Origin of the sequence: Leifsonia naganoensis, from assembly GCF_013410615.1 — a bacterium.
GTDB lineage: Bacteria > Actinomycetota > Actinomycetes > Actinomycetales > Microbacteriaceae > Leifsonia > Leifsonia aquatica.
This window is the reverse complement of record NZ_JACCHJ010000001.1, coordinates 3,666,294-3,688,209: the sequence shown is the minus strand read 5'-3', so window position 1 is coordinate 3,688,209 and position 21,916 is coordinate 3,666,294. Positions and strand designations below refer to the sequence as shown.

Here is a 21,916-nt window from a genome sequence, read left to right as displayed (position 1 = left end):
GGTCGAGGTTCTGGGGGTGTTCGCCGGGTCGGGATGGCCCGTCAGCCGCCACCGCGATCCACGGCGCCGGCCAGGCCTTCGACCCTGCCGAGCACGGCGACGAACTCCGCCGTGGTCGGGGCGGCAGCGCTCCCGCGGCGCAGCAGGGCGGGCGCCCCGTCGCCGAGGAGCCGGCGCACGTCGTCCTCCGTAGCGGGATCGTCGAGGTCGACGCCGCGCAGTGCGAGCGTCTCCGTCGCAAGGGTCCGCAGCCGGCGGACGGCGTCCGAGGAGACGTGCCCGCCGCGCAGACCGCGCGAGCGGGCGGCGACCGACCAGCCGAGCTGCGCGATATCGCGCCGCGAGCCCGGCCTCAGTGCGGGCTCGGGAGCCGGCCAGCCGACATCCGCCTGATCCCCGAGCAGCGAGAGGCACACCGCGAGAGCGATGAGCACGCCGCCGAGACCGATCGCGTGCGCAGCGTCCATCCCGAGCAGCCAGGCCACGAACCCGACCACGATGCCGAGCAGCCCACTGCCGATGAGGCGCCGCAGCGTCCGCGCTCGGCTCACCGCGACTCCCCCGGCCTGCTCACGGCCGGCTCGCCCTGCCACGACGCGCGCAGCGACGCCAGCGCAGCGCGCGCCGCCTGGACGTCCGCCGGCGTGACCGGCCCGTTCCCGAAGCGGACCCGCTGGTAGATCTCGAGCAGGGCACGCGCCGCCGTACGGTCGGGCCCGACCCGGACGACCACGCGGGCGACGAACTCACCCGGCGTCTCGGCGGGGAGCCGGCGGACGCCGGAATCGGCGGCGCCCTCCTCGAGCCCGAGCCAGGCGCGCTCGATCGCGCCACGAGCCTCGCGGGGCGCGTCCAACGCGTCGAGAGCGCGATCGAGCCCACGCCGCACTGGTTCGGGCCGCGGCTCCTCGGGGGCGTCCGGGAGGTCGCCCTCCGTCGCGACGCCGAGGATGGCGACGGGAGGGACCTCTCGCGGGCGGAGGCGGCGGCGCAGGTACCGCCAGAGGAAAGCGAGCGCGACGGCCACGCCCAGGACGATGAGCGCGACCACCAGCCACGAGAGATCGAGGTGGAGGGGATGTGCCACCTCCTGCGGCTCCGGTGTTCCCGTCGTGACGGCGGCGCTGTGCGGAGGCGGGGTGAGTTCGGCGTCCGGCAGCTGGATCCGCGGCGGGCTGAACGTCGGGGAGCCCTGCGTCGCGATCGCCACGGCGGCGACAGCGAGCAGCGCGCCGGCTGCGGCGGGGACGACCCACCGCTGCCACGCCGTCTTGGAGCTCACCCTGCCACCGTAGCGTCAGCCCAGGTGCCCGGCCTTCTCCATCTGCCGCAGGTCGCGCTTGAGGTCGGAGAGCTCGTCGCGCAGGCGCGCCGCCAGCTCGAACTTCAGCTCGCCGGCCGCGGCGAGCATCTGCTGGTTGAGGTCGGCGATCAGCCCTTCGAGCTCGGCCGCCCCCTGCGCGGCGATGCCGCCGTTGCGCAGGTTGGGCGTCGGGCTCTTGCGCTTCTGCTCGCGACCGGCGAGCATCCGGGCCGTGTCGGCCTCTTCGCGGGCGAGGACGTCCGTGATGTCGGCGATGCGCTTACGCAGCGGCTGCGGGTCGATGCCGTTGACCCGGTTGTACTCGACCTGCTTCTCGCGGCGCCGATCGGTCTCCTCGATGGCGCGCTTCATCGAATCGGTGAGCACGTCCGCGTACATGTGGACCTGTCCCGACACGTTTCGGGCGGCACGGCCGATGGTCTGGATGAGCGATGTCGACGAGCGCAGGAAGCCCTCCTTGTCGGCGTCGAGGATCGCGACCAGTGACACCTCGGGCAGGTCGAGTCCCTCGCGCAGCAGGTTGATGCCCACGAGCACGTCGTAGACACCGGCACGCAGCTCGGTGAGCAGCTCGACGCGCCGGAGCGTGTCGACGTCGGAGTGCAGGTAGCGCACCTTGACCCCGGCCTCGGCCAGGAAGTCGGTCAGCTCCTCGGCCATCTTCTTCGTGAGCGTCGTCACGAGGATGCGCTCGTCGCGCTCGACGCGCACCCGGATCTCCTCGAGGAGGTCGTCGATCTGGCCCTTGGTCGGCTTCACGACGATCTCGGGGTCGACGAGTCCCGTCGGGCGGATGATCTGCTCGACGATGCCGTCGGCGATCCCCATCTCGTACTGTCCCGGCGTCGCGGAGAGGTAGACCGTCTGGCCGACGCGGTCCTTGAACTCGTTCCAGCGCAGCGGCCGGTTGTCGAGGGCGCTCGGCAGGCGGAAGCCGTGCTCGACCAGCGTGCGCTTGCGCGACGCGTCGCCCTCGTACATCGCGCCGATCTGCGGAACGGTCACGTGCGACTCGTCGATCACGACCAGGAAGTCGTCCGGGAAGTAGTCGAGGAGACAGTTGGGCGCCTCGCCCGCCTGCCGGCCGTCGATGTGCCGGGAGTAGTTCTCGATGCCCGAGCAGAAGCCGATCTGCTCCATCATCTCGAGGTCGAACTGGGTGCGCATGCGCAGGCGCTGCGCCTCCAGGAGCTTGCCCTCGCGCTCCAGCTCGACGAGCCGGTCGTGGAGCTCGGTCTGGATGGTGCCGATCGCGCGCTGCATCGTCACCGGGCTGGCGGCATAGTGCGTCGCCGGGAACACCGAGACGGCATCGAGCTTCGAGATGACATTGCCGGTGAGAGGGTGCAGCGAGTACAGCGCCTCGATCTCGTCGCCGAACATCTCGATGCGGATCGCGTGCTCCTCGTAGACCGGGATGATCTCGATCGTGTCGCCGCGCACGCGGAACTTTCCGCGCGAGAAATCGACGTCGTTGCGCTCGTACTGCATGTTCACGAACCGGCGGATGAGGGCGTCGCGGCCGATCGACTGACCCACCTGGAGCGCGACCATTGCCTCCAGGTACTCCTCGGCCGCACCGAGACCGTAAATGCACGAGACGGTGGAGACCACGACGACATCGCGCCGGCTGAGGAGCGAGTTCGTGGTGGAGTGGCGCAGACGCTCCACCTCCGAGTTGATCGACGAGTCCTTCTCGATGAAGGTGTCCGTCTGCGGGACGTACGCCTCGGGCTGGTAGTAGTCGTAGTACGAGACGAAGTACTCGACGGCGTTGTTGGGCAGCAGCTCGCGGAACTCGTTGGCGAGCTGGGCGGCGAGGGTCTTGTTGTGGGCGAGCACCAGGGTGGGGCGCTGCACCTGCTCGATCAGCCAGGCGGTCGTCGCCGACTTGCCGGTTCCGGTGGCGCCGAGCAGCACGACGTCGGTCTCGCCGGCGTTGATCCGGCCCGCGAGTTCGGCGATCGCCTGCGGCTGGTCACCACTCGGGGTGTACTCGCTGACGACCTCGAAGGGGCGGACGGCGCGCGTGGGTTCCATGCGTCAAGCCTAGGCCGGACCACCGACACCGGGACCGCCTCTCGCTCAGAGCGGAACCGGGGTCAGGAGCGCGACCGGAGCTGATCCCAGAGCGCGTCGACCTGCTGCCGGGTGTGCTCGAGGGAGCCGTCCGTGTCGATCACGACGTCGGCGACCGCGAGGCGCTCCTCGTCGGTCGCCTGCGACCCGATGCGTCGCTCGGCCTCGGCGCGGTCCATGCCGCGCAGCGCGACGAGGCGGTCGATGCGCGTGTCGGCCGCGGCGTGTGCGACGACGACGAGCTCGAACGGGTACTCGTTCGCCGACTCCACCAGCAGCGGCACGTCGTACACGACGATCGCGTCGGGATCCGCTGCACCGGCCGCTGCGAACCGAGCGGTCGACTCGGCCAGGACGGCGGGATGGGTGATGCCGTTGAGCGCGAGCCGCGCCTCCTCGTCGGCGAACACGATCGCACCGAGGGCCGGCCGGTCGAGGCTCCCGTCCGCCGCGATCACACCGGGGCCGAAGCGCTCCGCGATGGCCGCCAGGGCCGGGCGGCCGGGTTCGACGACCTCCCGGGCGATGCGGTCGGCGTCCACGACGACGGCGCCGTGCTCGGCGAGGCGGGACGCGATGGTCGATTTGCCGGAGGCGATCCCGCCGGTGAGTCCGATCAGCTGCACCCGTCCAGCTTAACGGCCGAACGGCCGGCCCCGAGGGGACCGGCCGTTCGGTGAGACGTGCTCCGAGGAGACGTGACTCAGTTGTTGGAGCTGAGCTTCTCGCGCAGGGCGGCGAGGGACTCGTCGTCGGCGAGGGTTCCGCCGTTGCCGGTCTCGCTCGAGTAGGTCGAGGTGCCGCTGTCGGCAGCAGCCTCTTCCAGGCCCTTGGCGACCTGGCGCTTGTGCGCCTCCCAGCGAGCCTGAGCGGCGGCGTACTGCTGCTCCCACTCCTCGCGCTGGGTGTCGAAGCCTTCCTTCCACTCGTTCGTCTCCGGGTCGAAGCCCTCGGGGTACTTGTAGTTCCCCTGGTCGTCGTACTCGGTGACCATGCCGTAGAGGGCCGGGTCGAACTCGGTGCCCTCGGGGTCGACGCCCTCGTTGGCCTGCTTGAGGCTGAGCGAGATGCGGCGGCGCTCCAGGTCGATGTCGATGACCTTGACGAAGACCTCGTCGCCGACCGACACGACCTGCTCGGCGAGCTCGACGTGCTTGCCGGAGAGCTCCGAGATGTGCACCAGACCCTCGATGCCGTCCGCGACGCGGACGAAGGCACCGAACGGAACCAGCTTCGTGACCTTGCCCGGCGCGACCTGACCGATCGCGTGGGTGCGGGCGAAGACCTGCCACGGGTCCTCCTGGGTCGCCTTCAGCGACAGCGAGACGCGCTCGCGGTCCAGGTCGACCTCGAGGATCTCGACGGTGACCTCCTGGCCCACCTCGACGACCTCGGAGGCGTGCTCGATGTGCTTCCAGGAGAGCTCCGACACGTGGACGAGACCGTCGACGCCGCCGAGGTCCACGAACGCACCGAAGTTGACGATCGAGGAGACGACGCCCTTGCGGACCTGGCCCTTGTGCAGGTTGTTGAGGAACGTGGTGCGCGACTCGGACTGCGTCTGCTCGAGCAGGGCGCGGCGCGACAGCACGACGTTGTTGCGGTTCTTGTCCAGCTCGAGGATCTTGGCCTCGATCTCCTGGCCCAGGTACGGGGTCAGGTCGCGGACGCGACGCAGCTCGATGAGCGACGCCGGGAGGAAGCCGCGCAGGCCGATGTCGACGATGAGACCACCCTTGACGACCTCGATGACCGTACCGGTGACGACACCGTCGGCCTCCTTGATCTTCTCCACGTCGCCCCACGCGCGCTCGTACTGCGCACGCTTCTTGGACAGGATGAGGCGGCCTTCCTTGTCCTCCTTCTGGAGAACGAGGGCTTCGACCGTGTCGCCGACCTCGACGACCTCGGTGGGGTCGACGTCGTGCTTGATGGAAAGCTCGCGCGAGGGGATGACACCCTCGGTCTTGTAACCGACGTCGAGGAGGACCTCGTCCCGGTCGATCTTGACGACGGTGCCCTCGATGAGGTCTCCGTCGTTGAAGAACTTCAGCGTCTTTTCGACCGCGGCAAGAAAGTCCTCTGCGGACCCGATGTCGTTGACGGCGACCTGCTTCGGCGCCTTGTCGGTCGTTGCGGTTGTCATGTAGTGGATGCTCCGTAATGGACAGAAATCAGGCCGGTCGCGAACTCGAAGTCGTGTTTCCCGCGAACGGCAGGTGGATGTGGATGTCACACAAGTGACGGTCTAGTCTACCCAGCCGACGCCTCGCGCAGCAACCCGCGGTCTCGGCACGACGGGGCGGGAGCGTGCACGCAAGTCCCCGCCCCGTCATTCACCTCCGACAGCTCAGTCGAGCAGCGCCGATTTCAGCGTGTCCAGGCCGACGCCGCCGATGTCGAGCGCCTTCTTGTGGAACGCCTTGATGTCGAAGGACGCCCCCTCCCGGCGCGCGTACTCGTCGCGCAGCTGCTCCCAGATGCGCTGGCCGATCTTGTACGACGGCGCCTGCCCCGGCCAGCCGAGGTAGCGGTTGACCTCGAAGCGGACGAAGCCGTCGTTCATGTTCACGTTCCTGCCGAGGAACTCGAACGCGTACTCCCCCGTCCACGGTCCCGAGCCGTCGGGCAGCTGCTTCTCGAGGTGCACGCCGATGTCGAGGACGACGCGCGCCGCGCGCATCCGCTGGCCGTCGAGCATGCCCAGGCGGTCGGCCGGGTCGTCGAGGTAGCCGAGCTGCTCCATCAGGCGCTCCGCGTAGAGGGCCCAGCCCTCGGCGTGACCGGAGGTGCCCGCGATGCGGCGCCACGAGTTCAGCTGCGCCTTGTTGTAGGTCGCCTGGGCGATCTGCAGGTGGTGGCCCGGAACGCCCTCGTGGTAGACCGTCGTCAGCTCGCGCCAGGTGTCGAACTCGGTCACGCCCTCGGGGACGCTCCACCACATCCGGCCGGCGCGCGCGAAGTCGTCGCTCGGGCCGGTGTAGTAGATGCCGCCCTCCTGCGTCGGGGCGATCATGCACTCGAGGCGGCGGATCTCGGTCGGGATGTCGAAGTGCGACTTGCCGAGCTCCTCGATCGCGCGGTCGCTCGTCTCCTGCATCCACTTCTTCAGCGCGTCCGTGCCGTGCAGCTTGCGGCTCGGGTCGCCGTCGAGGAAGGCGATGGCCTCCAGGACGCTCGCGCCCGGCTTGATCTCCTTGGCGATGGCCTCCTGCTCGGCGACCATGCGGTTGAGCTCCTCGATGCCCCACTCGTACGTCTCGTCGAGGTCGACGGTCGCACCGAGGAAGTCGCGGGAGGCGAGGGCGTAGAGCTCGCGGCCGACCGCGTCCTTCTCCGGCGCGTGCTGTGCGAGCTCGTTCTGCAGGAAGTCGGCGAGCTTGGCGTACGCGGCCGCTGACTCCTTCGCGCCGGCCGTCAGGTCGGACGCGAGGGACTCGGGGAGCGTGCCCTCGGCGGTCTTCGCACCCGAGGCCAGCTCGAAGAAGAACCCGGTGTCCGCAACCTGCTTGTTGGCCTGGGCGAGCACCTCGCGCACCTGGCGGATCGCGGGCACGTTGCCGTCGGCGATGCCGCTGCGGAGGGTCTCGATGTAGCCGTCCATCGCCGCCGGGAGGTTGTGGAGCCGCTTCGCGACGTTGCCCCAGTCGTCCTCGGTGTCGGTCGGCACGAGGTCGAAGATCTCGCGCAGGCCCTGGGCCGGCGACGCGATCACGTTGAGGTCGCGCTGAGCGAAGCCGGCATCGTGCTTCTCCACCGTGAGCTGCAGCTCACGGGTGAGGTCGAGCTTCGTGACGCGGTCGATCTCGTCCACGGGTTCGGCGGCCTCGATGGCGGCCAGCGCCTTCTTCACCTCGCCGATGGTGCGTTCGGAGCCCGCCGGTGAGTAGTCCGCGTACTCGCCCTCACGGCCGGGTCGGCCGAGCCAGACGTGGAACTCGGGGTTGAGCTCGAGTTGGGTGTCGACCCAGGCCTCAGCGATCGTGTCGATCGGCGTGGGTTCGCGCTTCTCTGCGTTCGTCATGCCCCGAGCCTATTCCGAAGCCCGGCTCCCGCGCCGCCCGCGCTCCGGGGTCAGTGGCCGGCGGCGTCCCAGTTCGGGCCGCGGCCGATCTGCACGTCGAGCGGGACCCGGAGGTCCGCCGCGCCGGACATCCGGGTGCGGACGACGGCCGAGAGGGCATCCCACTCGCCGGGCGCGACCTCGAAGATGAGCTCGTCGTGCACCTGGAGGAGCATGCGCGACTCCAGCTGCTGATCGATGAGGTCGCCCGCGACGCCGAGCATCGCGATCTTCATGATGTCGGCCGCGGAGCCCTGGATCGGCGCGTTGAGGGCCTGACGCTCGGCGTTCTCGCGCAGGACGCGGTTTGTCGACGTGAGGTCGGCGAACGGGCGCCGACGGCCGAAGATGGTCTCGGTGTAGCCGTCGACCCTGGCCTGCTCGACCACGTTGCGGAGGTAGTCGCGCACCGACCCGAACCGCTCGAAGTAGCCGCTCATCAGCTCGCGCGCCTCGGAGGTCTCGATCCGGAGCTGCTTGGACAGGCCGAACGCGCTGAGCCCGTAGGCCAGGCCGTACGACATCGCCTTGACCTTGGTGCGCATGAGCGGGCTGACGTCCGCCGGCTCCACCCCGAACACGCGGGCGCCGACGAACCGGTGGAGGTCCTCCCCGGCGTTGAAGGCCTCGATGAGCCCCGGGTCTTCGGAGAGGTGCGCCATGATGCGCATCTCGATCTGCGAGTAGTCCGCCGTCAGCAGGGTGTCGAAGCCCTCGCCGCGCACGAACGCGGAGCGGATCTCCCGCCCCTCCTCGGAGCGGATGGGGATGTTCTGCAGGTTCGGGTCGTTGGACGAGATGCGGCCCGTGGAGGTGCCGGTCTGGTCGTAGGTGGTGTGGATGCGGCCGTCGCCGTTCACCGAGCGCTCCAGCGTCTCGACGATCTGCTTGAGCTTGGTCGCATCCCGGTGCTGCAGGAGCAGCCCGAGGAACGGGTGCGGGTTCTTGTCCTGGAGGTCGGCGAGGGAGGCGGCATCAGTCGAGAAGCCGGTCTTCGTGGCGCGCGTCTTCGGCATCTGCAGCTCCTCGAACAGCACCTGCTGGAGCTGCTTCGGCGAGCCGAGGTTGATCTCGTGGCCGATCTGCGCGTACGCCTGGGCGGCGTAGTCGTTGGCCTTGTCGGTCAGCTCTCCGCGCAGGCGGGCGAGCACCGGGGAATCGATGGCGACGCCGTTCAGCTCCATCTCGGCGAGCACGGCGACGAGCGGCAGCTCGATCTCGTCGAGCACCGCGCGGGTGCCCTCGTCGAGGGCGATCATCTGCCCCTCGGCGACCCGGCGGATGTACCAGGCCTCGGTCGCCGGGCTCACCGCGTCGGTGAGCGGGACGAGCTGGTTCGGGTCGGAGACCGGCAGAGTCTCGCCGAGCACCTCGTAGACCTGCTCGGCGAGCGACTGCGGCGCGGCGCCAGGCTTCACGAGCCAGGAGGCGACGCGGGTGTCGAAGGCGATGCCGTCGACGATGAGCCCGGCCCGGCTGAGCGCCTTGTACTGCGGCTTGGCGTGGAAGAAGTACTTCGGCGCGCTGCTCGCGAGCCACTGCTCGAGGGCCTCGTAGTCCTTGCGATCGGCGGCCCACGGCACGTACACCGTGTCGTCAGCGGCCGCGAGGCCGAAACCGGTGATGCCCGCCGGCCCGACCTCCAGCTGGACGGCGACGGGTGCGCCATCGGCGGAGGCCTTCGACAGCCAGTGCGCCAGCTCCTCGTCCACGAGGGTCCGGACGACCGGGGCGCCGACCGCGCCCGCGTCGCCCGCATCGGCGACCGACGTCGAGCCGTCGAGCAGTCCCTCTTCCGCCGCGGTCTTCATCAGACGGTCGAGCAGCGTCTTGAACTGGAGGCGCGCGAAGATGTCGCGCACGGCGCCCTCGTCGAGCGGCTTGCGCTCGAGGTCGGCCGGGCCGACCGGCAGCTCGACGTCGTCGAGGAGCTTGTTGAGGCGGCGGTTGCGGAGGGCGTTCTCCTGCTGGTCGCGGAGGTTCTGCCCCACGACGCCCTTGATCTCGTCGGCGTGCGCCACGATGTTCTCCACCGTGCCGTACTGCTGCACCCACTTGACCGCGGTCTTCTCGCCGACCTTGTCGATGCCGATCAGGTTGTCGCTGGTCTCGCCGACGAGGGCCGCGATCTCCGGGTACTGGTGCGGCTCGATCCCGTAGCGCTCGCGCACGGCGGCGGGGTCGTAGATCTTGAGCTCGGAGACGCCGCGCACGTTCGGGTAGAGCAGCGTGACGTCGTCGTTAACGAGCTGGATGGTGTCGCGGTCACCGGACACGACGAGGACGCGGAAGCCCTCCTCCGCGCCGCGGCGGGCGAGGGTCGCGAGGATGTCGTCGGCCTCGAAGTCCTCCTTGGCGATGGTGGTGATGTTCATCGCGTGGAGCGCCTCTTCGAGCAGCGGCACCTGGCCGGCGAACTCGACCGGCGTCTCGCCGCGAGTGCCCTTGTACTCGGGGTACTCACGGGTGCGGAACGAGTAGCGGGAGATGTCGAACGCCACGGCGATGTGGGTCGGCTTCTGCTGCTGGAGCAGGTTGATCAGCATCGCGATGAAGCCGTGGATCGCGTTGGTGTGCTGGCCCTCGCGGTTGACGAAGCTGTCCACCGGGAGGGCGTAGAACGCCCGGAAAGCCAGCGAATGGCCGTCGATGATCAGAAGGGTAGGCTTTTCGGAGTCTGACACCGGACCAGCCTACAAGCCGCCGGTGACACTCCAGGCGACGACCGATGACGGTGAGGGAAAGGCCGAGATGACCGAGGACGCGCTCGCGTACGTGCAGCAGAGGGGGCTCGGCGCACTGGCCGAGAAGATGGGCATCGAGATGGTGGAGTTCACCGTCGAACGGGCCGTCGCGCGCATGCCCGTCGCGGGCAACACGCAGCCCGCGGACCTCCTGCACGGCGGCGCCTACGTGGTGCTCGGCGAGTCGCTCGGCTCCATGTCCGCAAACCTCTACGCGGGAGAGCACCGGCTCGCTGTGGGCATCGAGATCAACGCCTCGCACACGCGTTCCGCGACCAGCGGCTACGTGACCGGGGTCTGCACGCCGGTGCACCTGGGGCGCACGCTGACGACCCACGAGATCGCCGTGACGGACGATCAGGGGCGCCGCTGCTCCACCATCCGCATCACGAACCTCATCAAAGAGCTCCGCTGACGCGGGTCGGGCGGCTCGCCTACTTCTTGGAGGCGAGCTGCTCGATGATGGCCTGGGCCACATCGTGCATGGTGAGGCGGCGGTCCATCGACGCCTTCTGGATCCAGCGGAACGCCTCGGGCTCGGAGAGGCCCATCTTCTCGTTGAGCAGGCCCTTGGCGCGGTCGACGAGCTTGCGGGTCTCGAACCGCTGCACCATGTCGGAGACCTCGGCCTCGAGGGCGATGATCTGCTGGTAGCGGGCGAGGGCGATCTCGATCGCTGGGAGCAGGTCGTTCGGGGTGAAGGGCTTGACGACGTACGCCAGCGCACCGGCCTCGGTGGCCCGCTCGACGAGCTCCTTCTGGCTGAAGGCGGTGAGCAGAACGACCGGGGCGATGTGGCCCTTCGACAGCCGCTCGGCGGCCGAGATGCCGTCGAGCTGCGGCATCTTGACGTCCATGATCACCAGATCCGGGCGCAGCTCGGTCGCCAGCGCGACGGCGGTCTCGCCGTCACCGGCCTCCCCCACGACCTCGAATCCGTTGTCGCGCAGGGTCTCGACGATGTCGAGGCGGATCAGCGATTCGTCCTCCGCGACGACGACGCGACGGGGGGCGCTTGGGGTGGTTTCCTGGTCAGTCACGCATGAAAGCCTACGGTATTGTTCAGGTGTTGTTGTGCGCCGCTGTGGCGGAATGGCAGACGCGGAGCACTCAAAATGCTTTGTCCGGAAGGGCGTGTGGGTTCGAGTCCCACCAGCGGCACGACGAAATACCTTGCGACGATCGGTCGGGAGACCGGCGGGACCCTCAGATCCGGGCACCCACCACGGTCGCTGCGAACCGGCGGGCCCGCTCGGCGAGGCCCGCGATACGGTCGGCGATCACGGCCTCCTGGTCGAAGCCGATGAACTGGGGCGGCGGGGTGCGCCGCACGTTCACACTGCACTCGAACTCGCCACAGACGTGCGTGCCGACGGTGTCGCCGTTTCGTCCGGCCTGCCCGGCGCGGCGGGCGGACCAGAAGTAGACGTCGCGGGGGTAGTGGATGTCCTGGCACCAGCCGCACATCGACGGCACGTGCGAGCGCATGGACGCCTCGGAGGCGCGCAGGAGGATGCCGACGGGTCCGTCGGCGGTGGGGATGACGACGTAGCCGCGCTGCGGGAGCCGCGGGTCGCGCCAGCCGAGGTACTCCCGCCGCGCCCAGTCGATCTCGTGGATCCCGGGCGGCAGGGGCATGTCGTCGGCCTCGCTGCGCGTGATGTTGACGAACGACTCGCGGATCTGCTGTTCGGTCAGGCTCTCCATGTCCACCTCCGCGTTCCATGCTCGCACAGGTTGACCTTGCCGCCGGGGGCAGGGCTTAACGTGCCGGCATGACAACCATCGACAGCGTCACCGACGCCTCCTTCGCCGCCGAGGTCCTCGCGGCGCCCGGCACCACCCTCGTCGAGTTCTGGGCGGAGTGGTGCGGACCGTGTCGCGCGCTCACCCCCGTGCTCGAGCAGGTCGCCCGCGAGCGCGAGGGCGACTTGCGCATCGTGAAGATCAACGCCGACGACAACCCCCGCACCGCGGCCGAGTACCACGCCCTCGCGCTCCCGTTCATGAAGGTGTTCCGCGACGGCGAACCGGTGGGCACGATCGTGGGGGCGAAGCCCAAGCCCGCGATGGACATGGCGCTCGCCCCGTATCTGGGCTGAGACCTCCTGGTCAGGTGAGATGGTCGAACGCCCCGCTCACCCAGCCGATGTAGCGCTCCGCGGATCGCAGCACGGCCTCCCGCGCCTCCCCCGGGATGCGATTGCCCAGGTTGCCGTACATCCGGTCGAACGGCCGGTCGCACACGGCGTCCGTCACCCGCCGCACCACGGCGGCCGACAGCGGGATGTCATTGGGGAAGCTGCGCTGGAACGTCACCCAGTGCTGCGACGGCCCCGGGAAGATCGTGTCGCCGCTGAGAACGACACCGCGATCCCAGTGGACGACGGCGCTGCCCGGGAAGTGCCCGCCGACCGTCCGGAGCAGCACGCCGGGGAGGACCTCCCGCTCGCCGCTCCAGGTCTCGATGCTCGGGGACTCCCGCTGCACCCAGTGCCGGTCCGCTTCGTTGACCAGCACCGGGATGTCCCCGAGCATCCGCGACCACGTGGTCTGCGCACCGAACATGTGCGGGTGGCTCGTGGCGATCACGGCGGCGCCGCCCAGATCCTGCACGGCGGCCGCCGCCGCTTCGTCGACGTAGCCGGTCGGGTCCCAGAGGAGGTTGCCGTCGGGTGTGCGCAGGAGGAGCGCCTGCTGGCCGATCCCGACCTGCGGTTCGCTGCGCAGTCCGTAGAGGTCCGGCTCCAGCTCGGTGACGACCACGTGCTCGCCGTCACGCTGCAACTGTGCCAGCGTCGTCCAGCGCTGACCTCCCGGGGGGACGTACTGTCGTTCGTCCTCGCAGATCGGGCACGAGGCGGGCGGCGCCTCCCCCTCCGGCTGTTCCACGGCGCACGCGGCGCACAACCAATCGGCCATGCTGCGGACTGTAGACGGAATACCGGCGGCCCGCCACGCCTTGCACACCGGTGTGAAGAAGATCGGATTCCTCTCGTTCGGCCACTATCAGGAGGTGCCCGGCTCGGTCGTGCGCACCGCGGGCGACGCCCTGCGGCAGAGCATCGACCTCGCCGTCGCGGCGGAGGAGCTGGGAGCCGACGGCGCGTTCTTCCGCGTGCATCACTTCGCTCCGCAGCTCGCCTCGCCCTTCCCCCTCCTGGCCGCGATCGGCGCCCGCACGAACCGCATCGAGATCGGCACCGGCGTGATCGACATGCGCTACGAGCACCCGCTCTACATGGCCGAGGACGCCGCGGCGGCCGACCTCATCAGCGAGGGGAGGCTGCAGCTCGGCGTGAGCCGCGGGTCACCCGAGACCGCCCTGCGCGGCTACGAGTCGTTCGGGTACTACCCGGACGACGAGGAGTCCGACGCCGACCTGGCCCGCCGCCACACCGAGCTCTTCCGCGCCGCGATCGCCGGAGCCGGCATCGCGCAGGCCAACCCGCAGATGACCGGCCGCACCGGTGCCCTCGCCATCGAGCCGCAGTCGCCCGGCCTCGGCGACCGCATCTGGTGGGGCGCCGGTTCGCGCGCGACCGCAGTCTGGGCCGCAGAGCAAGGCATGAACCTGATGAGCTCCACCCTGCTCACCGAGGACACCGGCGCGGCGTTCTCCGACCTCCAGGCGGAGCAGATCCAGCTCTACCGGGACGCGTGGGCCGCCGCCGGCTGGGAGCGCGAACCGCGCGTCTCGGTCAGCCGCAGCATCATGCCGATCACGACCGACCTCGACCGCCGCTACTTCGGCGCCTCCGCCCAGGCGGACCGTCGCGACCAGGTGGGGCACCTCGACGGCGGTATCGCCCGCTTCGGCAAGAGCTACGTCGGCGAGCCGGACGCCCTGATCGAGGAGTTGCGCACGGACGCGGCGGTGGAGGCGGCCGACACGCTCCTCCTCACGGTCCCCAACCAGCTCGGCGTCGACTACAACGCGCACCTGCTCGAGACGGTCGTGACGGAGATCGCGCCGGCGCTCGGCTGGCGGTAGCGTCCCGTCCGGGATGGAAGACTGAGACGATGCGCGGCATCGACCCTCAGCCGAAGATCAGGCCGTGCCACGGTCCCGCGGAGTACCCGGAACTGGTCGCGATCTGGCGGAGCGCCGTCCGCGCCACGCACGACTTCCTCGAGGAGGCGGACTTCCGCCGGATCGAGGACAGCCTTGCCTCGCTCTACTTCCCGGCGGTGTCCCTCATCGTCGCCGAGCACGACGGGCGGCCGGTGGGATTCGCGGGCGTCGCCGAGGGCGGACTCGAGATGCTATTCGTCTCGGACGCCGCGCGCGGACACGGGATCGGCACGGCCCTGCTCGATGCGGTCACGTCCGAGCACGGCGTGACCCGGGTGGACGTGAACGAGCAGAATGCCGGTGCCCGCGGGTTCTACCTCAGCAGAGGGTTCGAGCAGGTCGGCCGGAGCCCGCTCGACGGGGATGGGCGACCGTACCCCATCCTGCATCTGGAGCGCCCCGCCTGAGCGCGCATCCCGAACTGTACCCCGGCCAGATGTACCCCGAAAAGAGGGTGTGCACGCCGTCGGAATACTGAAATGATTGCATCGCTGCACACCCGAATCTGCAGCGCATCAGTGTTCCGTGCGAAGGGTGTGCCATGCGTATCGAGCGACTCCGATCCTCTCTTCTCGGCGGCGCGCTCGCGCTCGCGCTGGGAGGATCGCTGATCATGACCGCCACCCCCGCCGCGGCAGCCGAACTCGCACCGAAGGCCACCACCTCCACCTCGGCGATCACGGGGATGTGGGCGTGGGGCAACCCCATCGACCCGGCCGTCGACGCGCGGGGCGAGGGCGACCCCGAGTTCGCACCGAAGGCGCTCGCCGCGTTCGCCAGCGCGCACAAGCTGAAGACGGTCTACCTCTCCGTGCCGTGGGCGGCCGACGAGGGACCGTTCTCGAGCTGGTTGAAGGCCTCCATCACCGCGCTGCACAAGGCCGGGGTGAAGACCGTCGCGGCCCTGGGCGGCGACCCGGCGTGGGCGGACCAGCCCGACCTCGCCGCCACCTGGACGCGCTCGGCGCTCGCCGCGGCCCCGTTCGACGCGATCCAGTTCGACGTCGAGCCGTGGGTCGGCGCGGAGGAGGGCGACCTCCCGGGCATCGCGGACAAGCTCGCTGTGCTGTACGACGCGGCCGCCGCCGAAGCCGGTTCCGTCCCGGTCGGCGCCGACCTGCCCTGGTGGCTGGCCGCCAAGCAGAGCCCCGCCGGTGGGACCCTCTTCGACGCCCTGCTCCCCCACCTCGACTCGGTCGCGATCGTGGCGTTCGTCGACCACGCCCGCGGCGACGACGGCATCCTGGCTCTCGCCGGCCCGGCCGCCCGTGCGGCGAGCGCCGCCGCCGTCCCGTTCAGCATCGGCGTCGAGACCGACACCCCCGAGGTCGCCGGTGGTCCCGCTGCGACGTTCGGCGATGACAGCGCGAGCCTGCTCGAATCCGAGACGGCGCTCGTGCGGTCGACGTTCTCGAAGCTCCCCGCGTACGGCGGCGTGACCGTCGAGCACCTGCTCAGCTGGCAGAAGCTGATCGCGAAGTAGCAGACTCCGACCCCTCCTGTTCAGGACGCGTCGGCTGCAGCCTCCAGGGCGGCGATGTCGATCTTCGCCATCCTCAGCATCGCCTCGTTGGCGCGGCGGGCGCGCTCCGGGTCGGGATCGTTCTGCAGTTCGAGCAGCCGCGCGGGCACGATCTGCCAGCTCAGCCCCCACCGGTCCTTGAGCCAGCCGCACTGACTGGGCTCGCCACCGCCGGCGATGAGCGCGTCCCAGAGCCGGTCGACCTCGGCCTGGTCGTCGCAGAGCACCATGATCGACGTCGCCTCGGTGAAGGGGAACTGCGGTCCGGCGTTCATGGACTGGTACTCGGTCCCGGCGAGGACGAAACGCACGAGCGTCACGCCGGCGGCATGGTTCACGGCGAGGATGCGGGAGTCGGGCAGCAGCGACACGTACAGCGCCGCGGCCTCCTCCGCCCCGTCGTCGTACCAGAGGAATGTGGTGACCTTCTGCATGGTGCGGGCTCCTTCGCGTCGCGTGCCGCCCATGGTACGCGCGGCGGGTAGCGTAGCGGTGTGTTCACCTCCTACATCGCGATCGGGGACAGCTTCACCGAGGGCGTCGGCGACGACCTTCCCGACGGCCGGGTGCGCGGCTGGGCCGACTTCGTCGCCCTCGGTCTCGCGGCGGCATCGCCCGAACCCGTCCGGTACGCCAACCTGGCGATCCGCGGCCGCAAGCTCAGCCCGATCGTCGCCGAGCAGATCGAACCCGCGATCGCCCAGCATCCCCAGCTCGTGAGCTTCAACGGCGGCGGCAACGACATCATGCGGCCCCGCGTCGCGATCCGGGACGTGGCGCGCATCCTGGTGGACGCCGCCGATCGCGTCACCGCGTCCGGCAGCCACATGCTGCTCCTCAGCGGCGCGAACCCCTCGGCGCACCTCCCGCTCGGCGGTCTCGTCCGCAAGCGCGGCAACGAGCTCGCCCGCGAGGTGCGCGCCATGCTCCCGCGCGACGGCATCACCTTCGTCGACAACTGGGCCGACGAGGGCCTGGAGGACATCCGCTACTGGTCGGCGGACCGCCTCCACCTCAACGCCCTCGGCCATGCCCGCGTGGCGAGCAACGTGCTGACCGCGTTCGACGTCCCGGTGCCCGAGGAGTGGGGCGTCGAGGAGGTCGCGGCCGGCCCCGGCGGCGAGCGCAGCCGCCGGACCGCCGAGTACTACCGCCGGTTCGTGCTGCCGTGGATCGGGCGCCGGCTCACCGGCCGCTCCTCCGGCGACGGACGGCAGGCGAAGATCGCCGAACTGACCGTCGTCGACCCGGCGTCGGCGCAGCCCCTGTAGACCGTCCCTCGTCCCTAATCGTTGTCCCCGCCGGTCGTGTCGAGGCGCGGACCCGACGTCTCGCCGCCCCAGGTCCACTCGGCCACCACCGGGATGTCCTCGCCGTGCTCGCGCGTGTACTGCCGGGCGGCCAGGCGGGCGTCCTGCATCTCCTGGCGGAACGCCGTCTCGCGTGCGGCGAGCCCCGGCACGCGGTCGAGCACGTCGATGACGAGGTGGTACCGGTCGAGGTCGTTGAGCATGACCATGTCGAACGGCGTGGTGGTCGTGCCCTCCTCCTTGTAGCCGCGCACGTGGAGATTGCCGTGGCCCTCGCGACGGTACGTCAGGCGGTGGATGAGCCACGGGTAGCCGTGATAGGCGAAGATCACCGGCTTGTCGGTGGTGAAGAGGGCGTCGTACTCGCGGTCGTTGAGCCCGTGCGGGTGCTCGCCCTCGCTCTGCAGGCGCATCAGGTCGACGACGTTGACCACGCGCACCTTCAGCGACGGGAGGCGGTGGCGCAGGATGTCCGCCGCGGCGAGCACCTCCAGTGTCGGGATGTCGCCGGCGCAGCCGAGCACGACATCCGGCTCCTCGCCGTCGACCTCCGTGCCCGCCCACTCGAAGATGCCGATCCCGCGGGTGCAGTGCGCGATGGCCTGGTCCATGGTCAGCCAGTTCGGCGCGGGCTGCTTGCCGGCGACCACGACGTTCACGTAGTCGGTCGAGCGCAAGCAGTGGTCGTAGGTCGACAGCAGCGTGTTCGCGTCGAACGGCAGGTAGACGCGCACCACGTCCGCCTTCTTGTTCACGACGTGGTCGATGAAGCCCGGGTCCTGGTGGGACGCGCCGTTGTGGTCTTGCCGCCACACATGCGAGCTCAGCAGGTAGTTGAGGGAGGCCACCGGGCGCCGCCACGCGATGGCGCGCGACGACTTCAGCCACTTGGCGTGCTGGTTGAACATCGAGTCCACGATGTGGATGAACGCCTCGTACGACGTGATCACCCCGTGCCGGCCGCTGAGCAGGTAGCCCTCGAGCCAGCCCTGGCACTGGTGCTCGCTCAGCATCTCCATCACCCGGCCGCTCGGGACGAGATGGTTGTCGTCGTCGATCGGCCAGTACTCGGCGTTCCACTGCTTGCCGGTGACCTCGTACACGGCCTGCAGGCGGTTGGAGGCCGTCTCGTCCGGGCCGAACAGCCGGAAGTCCTCAGGGTTCGCGCGCATGACATCCCGGAACCATTCCCCGAGCACCCGGGTCGCCTCCGCCACCGAACCACCCGGCGTCGGCACGTCGACGGCGTAGTCGCGGAAGTCGGGCAGCCGCAGGTCCTTGCGCAGGAGTCCGCCGTTCGCGACGGGGTTCGCGCTCATCCGGCGGTCCCCCTCGGGCGCGAGCGCCGTCACCAGAGCGACGGGTGCACCGGACTCGTCGAACAGCTCCTCCGGGCGGTAGGACGCGAGCCAGCTCTCCAGCAGCCGGGTGTGCGCCTCGGTGTCGCGCGCGTCGGCGAGCGGCACCTGGTGCGAGCGCCAGTTGTTCTCGGCGGGATGGCCGTCGATGACAGGCGGGCACGTCCAGCCCTTCGGCGTGCGCAGCACGAGCATCGGCCAGGCCGGGCGCCCCTCCAGCTCACCCGCGAGGGCCGCGCGCTTGATCTCGGCGATCTCGTCCAGGATGACGTCGAGCTCGACCGCCATGCGCTTGTGGACCTCGCGCGGGTCCTCGCCGTCGAAACCTCCCGAGACCAGGTGCGGCGTGTAGCCGTAGCCGCGCATGAGGTCCATCAGCTCGGACTCGGGGATGCGCGCGAGCACCGTCGGGTTGGCGATCTTGTACCCGTTGAGGTGCAGGATCGGCAGCACGACACCGTCGGTCACCGGGTCGAGGAACTTGTTCGAGTGCCAGGCCGTGGCGAGCGGGCCGGTCTCGGCCTCCCCGTCGCCGACGACCGCCGCGACGAGAAGCTCCGGGTTGTCGAAGGCCGCGCCGTACGCGTGCGAGAGGGAGTAGCCCAGCTCGCCGCCCTCGTGGATGGAGCCCGGCGTCTCCGGGGCCGCATGGCTGGGGATGCCGCCGGGGAACGAGAACTGGCGGAACAGCCGGCGCATCCCGTCCACGCTCTGATCGATGGCGCTGTAGACCTCGCTGTACGTGCCGTCGAGGTAGGCGCTGGCGACCACGCCCGGACCGCCGTGCCCGGGGCCCGCGATGAAGATCGTGTCCAGGTCGCGCTCGCGGATCGCGCGGTTGAGGTGCGCGTACATGAAGTTGAGCCCGGGCGTCGTGCCCCAGTGGCCCAGCAGCCGCGGCTTGATGTGGTCGCGCGACAGCGGCTCCCGCAGCAGCGGGTTGTCCAGCAGGTAGATCTGCCCGACCGAGAGGTAGTTGGCGGCACGCCACCACGCATCCAATCGGTCCAGGGTCTCCTCGCTCGGCTCGAGACGGTCGATGGATGCAGCGGATGCGTTCACGGTGTCTCCCCTCGCGGCAAGCCTACGGTGGCACCGCTCCGAACAACAGGCATGGAGAAGACGACGGTGAACACCCGGTGCGGGCCGGTCGCGGTCCGGCACACGGAACGGCGCAGCCGTACCGCGACCGTGCTCCTGCACGGCGCCGCCGGGTCCTGGACGACCTGGAGCGCCGCCATCGCCGCCGCCGAGAGCGGGGGCGACGTCTCCGATCTCGTGGTCCCCGACCTCCCCGGCTGGGGTGACTCCCCCGCCGACGCGGCGCACCTGGATGCCGCCAGCCTGGCCGCGGCCGTCGTGGCGACCGTCCGCGCCCTCGGCTACGACCGCTGGCGGCTGGTCGGGCACTCGCTGGGCGGCTTCGTGGCGCTGGAGCTCGCCGCGCAGGAGCCGGCCGCCACGCAGTCGGTCTTCCTCGTCTCCGGCACCACCTTCGGCGCGCGCGGCGACCGGATGGGCCTCCCGCAGCTGCTGCTCCGTTACGCGCCGCTCATGGGGCTCGTGGTCGCCATGCGCGTGTTGATGGCCCTCGGTCCCGGCCTCGCGGGCCGGTTCGTCGCGACGCTCGAACGGACGCACCTCCTCGGTCTCCTCACGGCCCCGCTCTTCGGCCGCCACGTCCCCGAGGCGGTCAGCGATCTCGCGCGCGATCTCCGGCCGTCCGCATTCGTGCGCGCTGTCGCGTGCGCGCGGGTGTACCCGGCGGCGGAACGGTGGCGTCTGGTGCGCTGCCCGGTGGTCTCGGTCCACGGCGACCACGACCTGTTCTCCCCCGCGTCGGACGACGGAGCGCTGGCGCAGGTCATCCCGCAGCTGCGCTCGATCACTGTCCCCGCGACCGGGCACTTCGCGCACGTCGAGCACCCGAGCCTCCTGGCGGGAGCGCTGCACGCGCGGTAGCGTCGAGCCCATGGTGGACGAGGTGGTCATCCGATCGGTCGACGCGGACACGTGGGACGACATCCGCACCGTCTTCGGGACGGTCGGCGATCCGAGCGGATGCTGGTGCCAGTGGTTCAAGCTCCCGCGCACGGCGTGGGACGGCGGAACGCGCGACGACAGGGCTGCGCTGCTGCACGAGCAGGTCGAGCACGGCTCCCCCGGGGTCCTCGCGTTCCTCGACGGAGAGCCGGTCGGCTGGGCGGCGGTCGAACCGTACTCCGCCTACCCGGCGCTGGGGCGTTCGCCGATCACGCGCCGTCGCGACGACGACCCGGTCGACCCGTGGGCCATCACCTGCTTCGTGGTCCGGCCGGAGTACCGCCGGCGCGGGATCGCCCGTGAACTCCTCGCGGGCGCCGTCGCCCACGCGCGCGACCGCGGCGCGACGGTGCTGGAGGGGTATCCCGTCGATCCGGAGCAGCGCCCGTCGCTCTCCGCCGCCGAGCGGTATCACGGCACGGTCGCGCTCTTCCGCGACAGCGGCTTCGAGGTCGTGCGACGCCCGTCCGCGACCCGGGCGATCATGCGGCGCGGGCTAAGCTCGACGGAGTGAACTCCAGACGCGATCGGGCCATCGGCGCCGGCACCCAGGTCGCGACGGAGGTCAGCATCAACTTCGGCTCGTCGATCGCCGGGCTCCTCATTCCGGTCGTCGGATCCGTGGTCGTCGTCGCGGCACGACAGCTGGTCACCGCCGTCGCGGTCCTGCCGTTCTACCGGCCGCGACGCGCCGAGCTGACGTGGCGCCGGCTCTGGCCGGCTCTTGCCCTCGGTGTGGTCCTCGCGGCGATGAATCTGAGCTTCTACGAGGCCGTCGGGAGGCTCGGGCTCGGCATCGCAGCGACGATCGAGTTCCTGGGTCCGTTCGCCCTCGCGCTGGTCGGCTCGCGACGGGTGCTGGATGGGGTGTGCGCCGTCGCGGCCGCCGCAGGGGTGTTCCTCCTGACGGCGACCGAGGGCGCGCTGGACCCGGTCGGCGTCGTGCTGGCCCTGACGGCGGCCGCCGCGTGGGCCGCGTACATCCTTCTGACCCGACGCGTGGCGACGCGCCTGCCCGGGCTGGAGGGACTCAGCGTCGCGAGTGTCGTGGCGACCGTGCTCACCGTCCCCGTCGCCCTCGTCGTCATCGACTACTCCCGTCTGGACTGGGGAGTCCTCGGACTCCTGCTCGCACTGGGCGTCCTGTCGTCGGCGCTGCCGTACAGCCTGGACACGTTCATCCTGCGTCGCATCTCGCCGCGCCTCTACGCGATTATCACGAGCTTCGGCCCGGTCGTGGCGACCGTGTTCGGCGTGCTCGTGCTGCACGAGTCGTTCACGCTCGTCCAGCTCGCGGGCATCGTGATCGTGTGCGTCGCCGCCGGCGCGGCCATCGCCACGCAGCGGGAGCGCCCGCGCTCCGACCTGGAGGCGGCGGCCGAGTCCATCCCGTGACGG

The 21,916-nt window shown here is 70.3% G+C and carries 21 protein-coding genes and 1 tRNA gene; 10 read left to right on the top strand and 12 right to left on the bottom strand.

The window, feature by feature from the left end:
* Nucleotides 1-41 precede the first annotated feature (41 nt).
* The 7 genes from HNR14_RS17750 to polA all read right to left on the bottom strand — a co-directional run bounded on the left by HNR14_RS17750 (nt 42) and on the right by polA (nt 10,150).
* On the bottom strand, nt 42-551 hold the full coding sequence (locus tag HNR14_RS17750; protein WP_179702051.1) for a hypothetical protein: 510 nt from the start codon (nt 549-551) through the stop codon (nt 42-44).
* Entirely contained in the window at nt 548-1,282 is a 735-nt protein-coding gene (locus HNR14_RS17745) for a DUF4129 domain-containing protein (protein WP_343064528.1), read from the bottom strand. The genes HNR14_RS17750 and HNR14_RS17745 overlap by 4 nt, the downstream gene beginning before the upstream one ends.
* Nucleotides 1,283-1,297: 15 nt before the next feature.
* Nucleotides 1,298-3,364, bottom strand: coding sequence for an excinuclease ABC subunit UvrB (gene uvrB, locus HNR14_RS17740; protein WP_021764856.1), 2,067 nt, complete (start codon nt 3,362-3,364; stop codon nt 1,298-1,300).
* Nucleotides 3,365-3,426: 62 nt separating this feature from the next.
* On the bottom strand, nt 3,427-4,029 hold the full coding sequence (gene coaE, locus HNR14_RS17735; protein WP_179702050.1) for a dephospho-CoA kinase: 603 nt from the start codon (nt 4,027-4,029) through the stop codon (nt 3,427-3,429).
* A gap of 77 nt (nt 4,030-4,106) precedes the next feature.
* Nucleotides 4,107-5,549, bottom strand: coding sequence for a 30S ribosomal protein S1 (rpsA, locus tag HNR14_RS17730; RefSeq protein ID WP_021764854.1), 1,443 nt, complete (start codon nt 5,547-5,549; stop codon nt 4,107-4,109).
* A 204-nt stretch (nt 5,550-5,753) separates the two neighbouring features.
* Nucleotides 5,754-7,427: a DUF885 domain-containing protein gene (locus HNR14_RS17725; RefSeq protein WP_179702049.1), complete on the bottom strand. Its 1,674-nt coding sequence runs from the start codon at nt 7,425-7,427 to the stop codon at nt 5,754-5,756.
* 50 nt (nt 7,428-7,477) lie between these two features.
* Entirely contained in the window at nt 7,478-10,150 is a 2,673-nt protein-coding gene (polA, locus tag HNR14_RS17720; protein ID WP_179702048.1) for a DNA polymerase I, read from the bottom strand.
* 67 nt (nt 10,151-10,217) lie between these two features.
* Here polA and HNR14_RS17715 point away from each other — a divergent pair, with 67 nt between their 5' ends.
* Nucleotides 10,218-10,625 carry a hotdog fold thioesterase gene (locus HNR14_RS17715; protein ID WP_179702728.1) on the top strand — a complete coding sequence of 136 codons (408 nt, stop codon included), beginning with the start codon at nt 10,218-10,220 and terminating at the stop codon, nt 10,623-10,625.
* Nucleotides 10,626-10,644: 19 nt separating this feature from the next.
* Here HNR14_RS17715 and HNR14_RS17710 read toward each other — a convergent pair whose 3' ends face one another.
* Complete coding sequence (locus tag HNR14_RS17710; protein WP_021764850.1) at nt 10,645-11,250, bottom strand: ANTAR domain-containing response regulator; 606 nt, start codon at nt 11,248-11,250, stop codon at nt 10,645-10,647.
* 38 nt (nt 11,251-11,288) lie between these two features.
* On the opposite strand from HNR14_RS17710, the gene HNR14_RS17705 reads away from it, so the two are divergent.
* Nucleotides 11,289-11,371, top strand: a tRNA-Leu gene (locus HNR14_RS17705).
* A 45-nt stretch (nt 11,372-11,416) separates the two neighbouring features.
* Here HNR14_RS17705 and HNR14_RS17700 read toward each other — a convergent pair.
* On the bottom strand, nt 11,417-11,917 hold the full coding sequence (locus HNR14_RS17700; protein ID WP_179702047.1) for an FBP domain-containing protein: 501 nt from the start codon (nt 11,915-11,917) through the stop codon (nt 11,417-11,419).
* 68 nt (nt 11,918-11,985) lie between these two features.
* Here HNR14_RS17700 and HNR14_RS17695 point away from each other — a divergent pair, with 68 nt between their 5' ends.
* Complete coding sequence (locus HNR14_RS17695) at nt 11,986-12,312, top strand: thioredoxin family protein (protein ID WP_179702046.1); 327 nt, start codon at nt 11,986-11,988, stop codon at nt 12,310-12,312.
* Between the two features lie 10 nt (nt 12,313-12,322).
* Here HNR14_RS17695 and HNR14_RS17690 read toward each other — a convergent pair whose 3' ends face one another.
* Nucleotides 12,323-13,132 (bottom strand): MBL fold metallo-hydrolase, encoded by an 810-nt coding sequence (locus tag HNR14_RS17690; protein ID WP_179702045.1) that lies wholly within the window; start codon nt 13,130-13,132, stop codon nt 12,323-12,325.
* Between HNR14_RS17690 and HNR14_RS17685 the strand changes: the two genes are divergently transcribed.
* From HNR14_RS17685 to HNR14_RS17675, 3 genes are all read left to right on the top strand, one after another.
* A complete protein-coding gene (locus tag HNR14_RS17685) occupies nt 13,131-14,204 on the top strand; it encodes an LLM class flavin-dependent oxidoreductase (protein ID WP_179702044.1) in 1,074 nt (357 codons plus the stop codon). The two genes, HNR14_RS17690 and HNR14_RS17685, sit on opposite strands and share 2 nt — an antisense overlap.
* Before the next feature lie 29 nt (nt 14,205-14,233).
* On the top strand, nt 14,234-14,692 hold the full coding sequence (locus HNR14_RS17680; protein WP_179702043.1) for a GNAT family N-acetyltransferase: 459 nt from the start codon (nt 14,234-14,236) through the stop codon (nt 14,690-14,692).
* A gap of 206 nt (nt 14,693-14,898) precedes the next feature.
* Nucleotides 14,899-15,768: a hypothetical protein gene (locus HNR14_RS17675; protein ID WP_246311593.1), complete on the top strand. Its 870-nt coding sequence runs from the start codon at nt 14,899-14,901 to the stop codon at nt 15,766-15,768.
* A 20-nt stretch (nt 15,769-15,788) separates the two neighbouring features.
* On the opposite strand, the gene HNR14_RS17670 is transcribed toward HNR14_RS17675, so the two are convergent.
* A complete protein-coding gene (locus tag HNR14_RS17670) occupies nt 15,789-16,241 on the bottom strand; it encodes a VOC family protein (protein ID WP_179702041.1) in 453 nt (150 codons plus the stop codon).
* A 60-nt stretch (nt 16,242-16,301) separates the two neighbouring features.
* On the opposite strand from HNR14_RS17670, the gene HNR14_RS17665 reads away from it, so the two are divergent.
* The gene (locus HNR14_RS17665; RefSeq protein WP_179702040.1) at nt 16,302-17,078 is read left to right on the top strand and encodes a GDSL-type esterase/lipase family protein; all 777 of its coding nucleotides are present in this window, start codon (nt 16,302-16,304) and stop codon (nt 17,076-17,078) included.
* Nucleotides 17,079-17,092: 14 nt separating this feature from the next.
* Here HNR14_RS17665 and HNR14_RS17660 read toward each other — a convergent pair whose 3' ends face one another.
* Entirely contained in the window at nt 17,093-19,537 is a 2,445-nt protein-coding gene (locus HNR14_RS17660) for a phosphoketolase (RefSeq protein ID WP_179702039.1), read from the bottom strand.
* A 51-nt stretch (nt 19,538-19,588) separates the two neighbouring features.
* Between HNR14_RS17660 and HNR14_RS17655 the strand changes: the two genes are divergently transcribed.
* Genes HNR14_RS17655 through HNR14_RS17645 form a run of 3 tightly spaced genes read left to right on the top strand, consistent with a single transcriptional unit; the run spans nt 19,589 to nt 21,913 of the window.
* A complete protein-coding gene (locus HNR14_RS17655; protein WP_179702038.1) occupies nt 19,589-20,437 on the top strand; it encodes an alpha/beta fold hydrolase in 849 nt (282 codons plus the stop codon).
* 10 nt (nt 20,438-20,447) lie between these two features.
* Nucleotides 20,448-21,032 (top strand): GNAT family N-acetyltransferase, encoded by a 585-nt coding sequence (locus tag HNR14_RS17650; protein ID WP_218875067.1) that lies wholly within the window; start codon nt 20,448-20,450, stop codon nt 21,030-21,032.
* Nucleotides 21,029-21,913, top strand: a complete 885-nt coding sequence (locus tag HNR14_RS17645) for an EamA family transporter (RefSeq protein WP_179702037.1) — start codon at nt 21,029-21,031, stop codon at nt 21,911-21,913. The genes HNR14_RS17650 and HNR14_RS17645 overlap by 4 nt, the downstream gene beginning before the upstream one ends.
* Nucleotides 21,914-21,916: the final 3 nt, after the last annotated feature.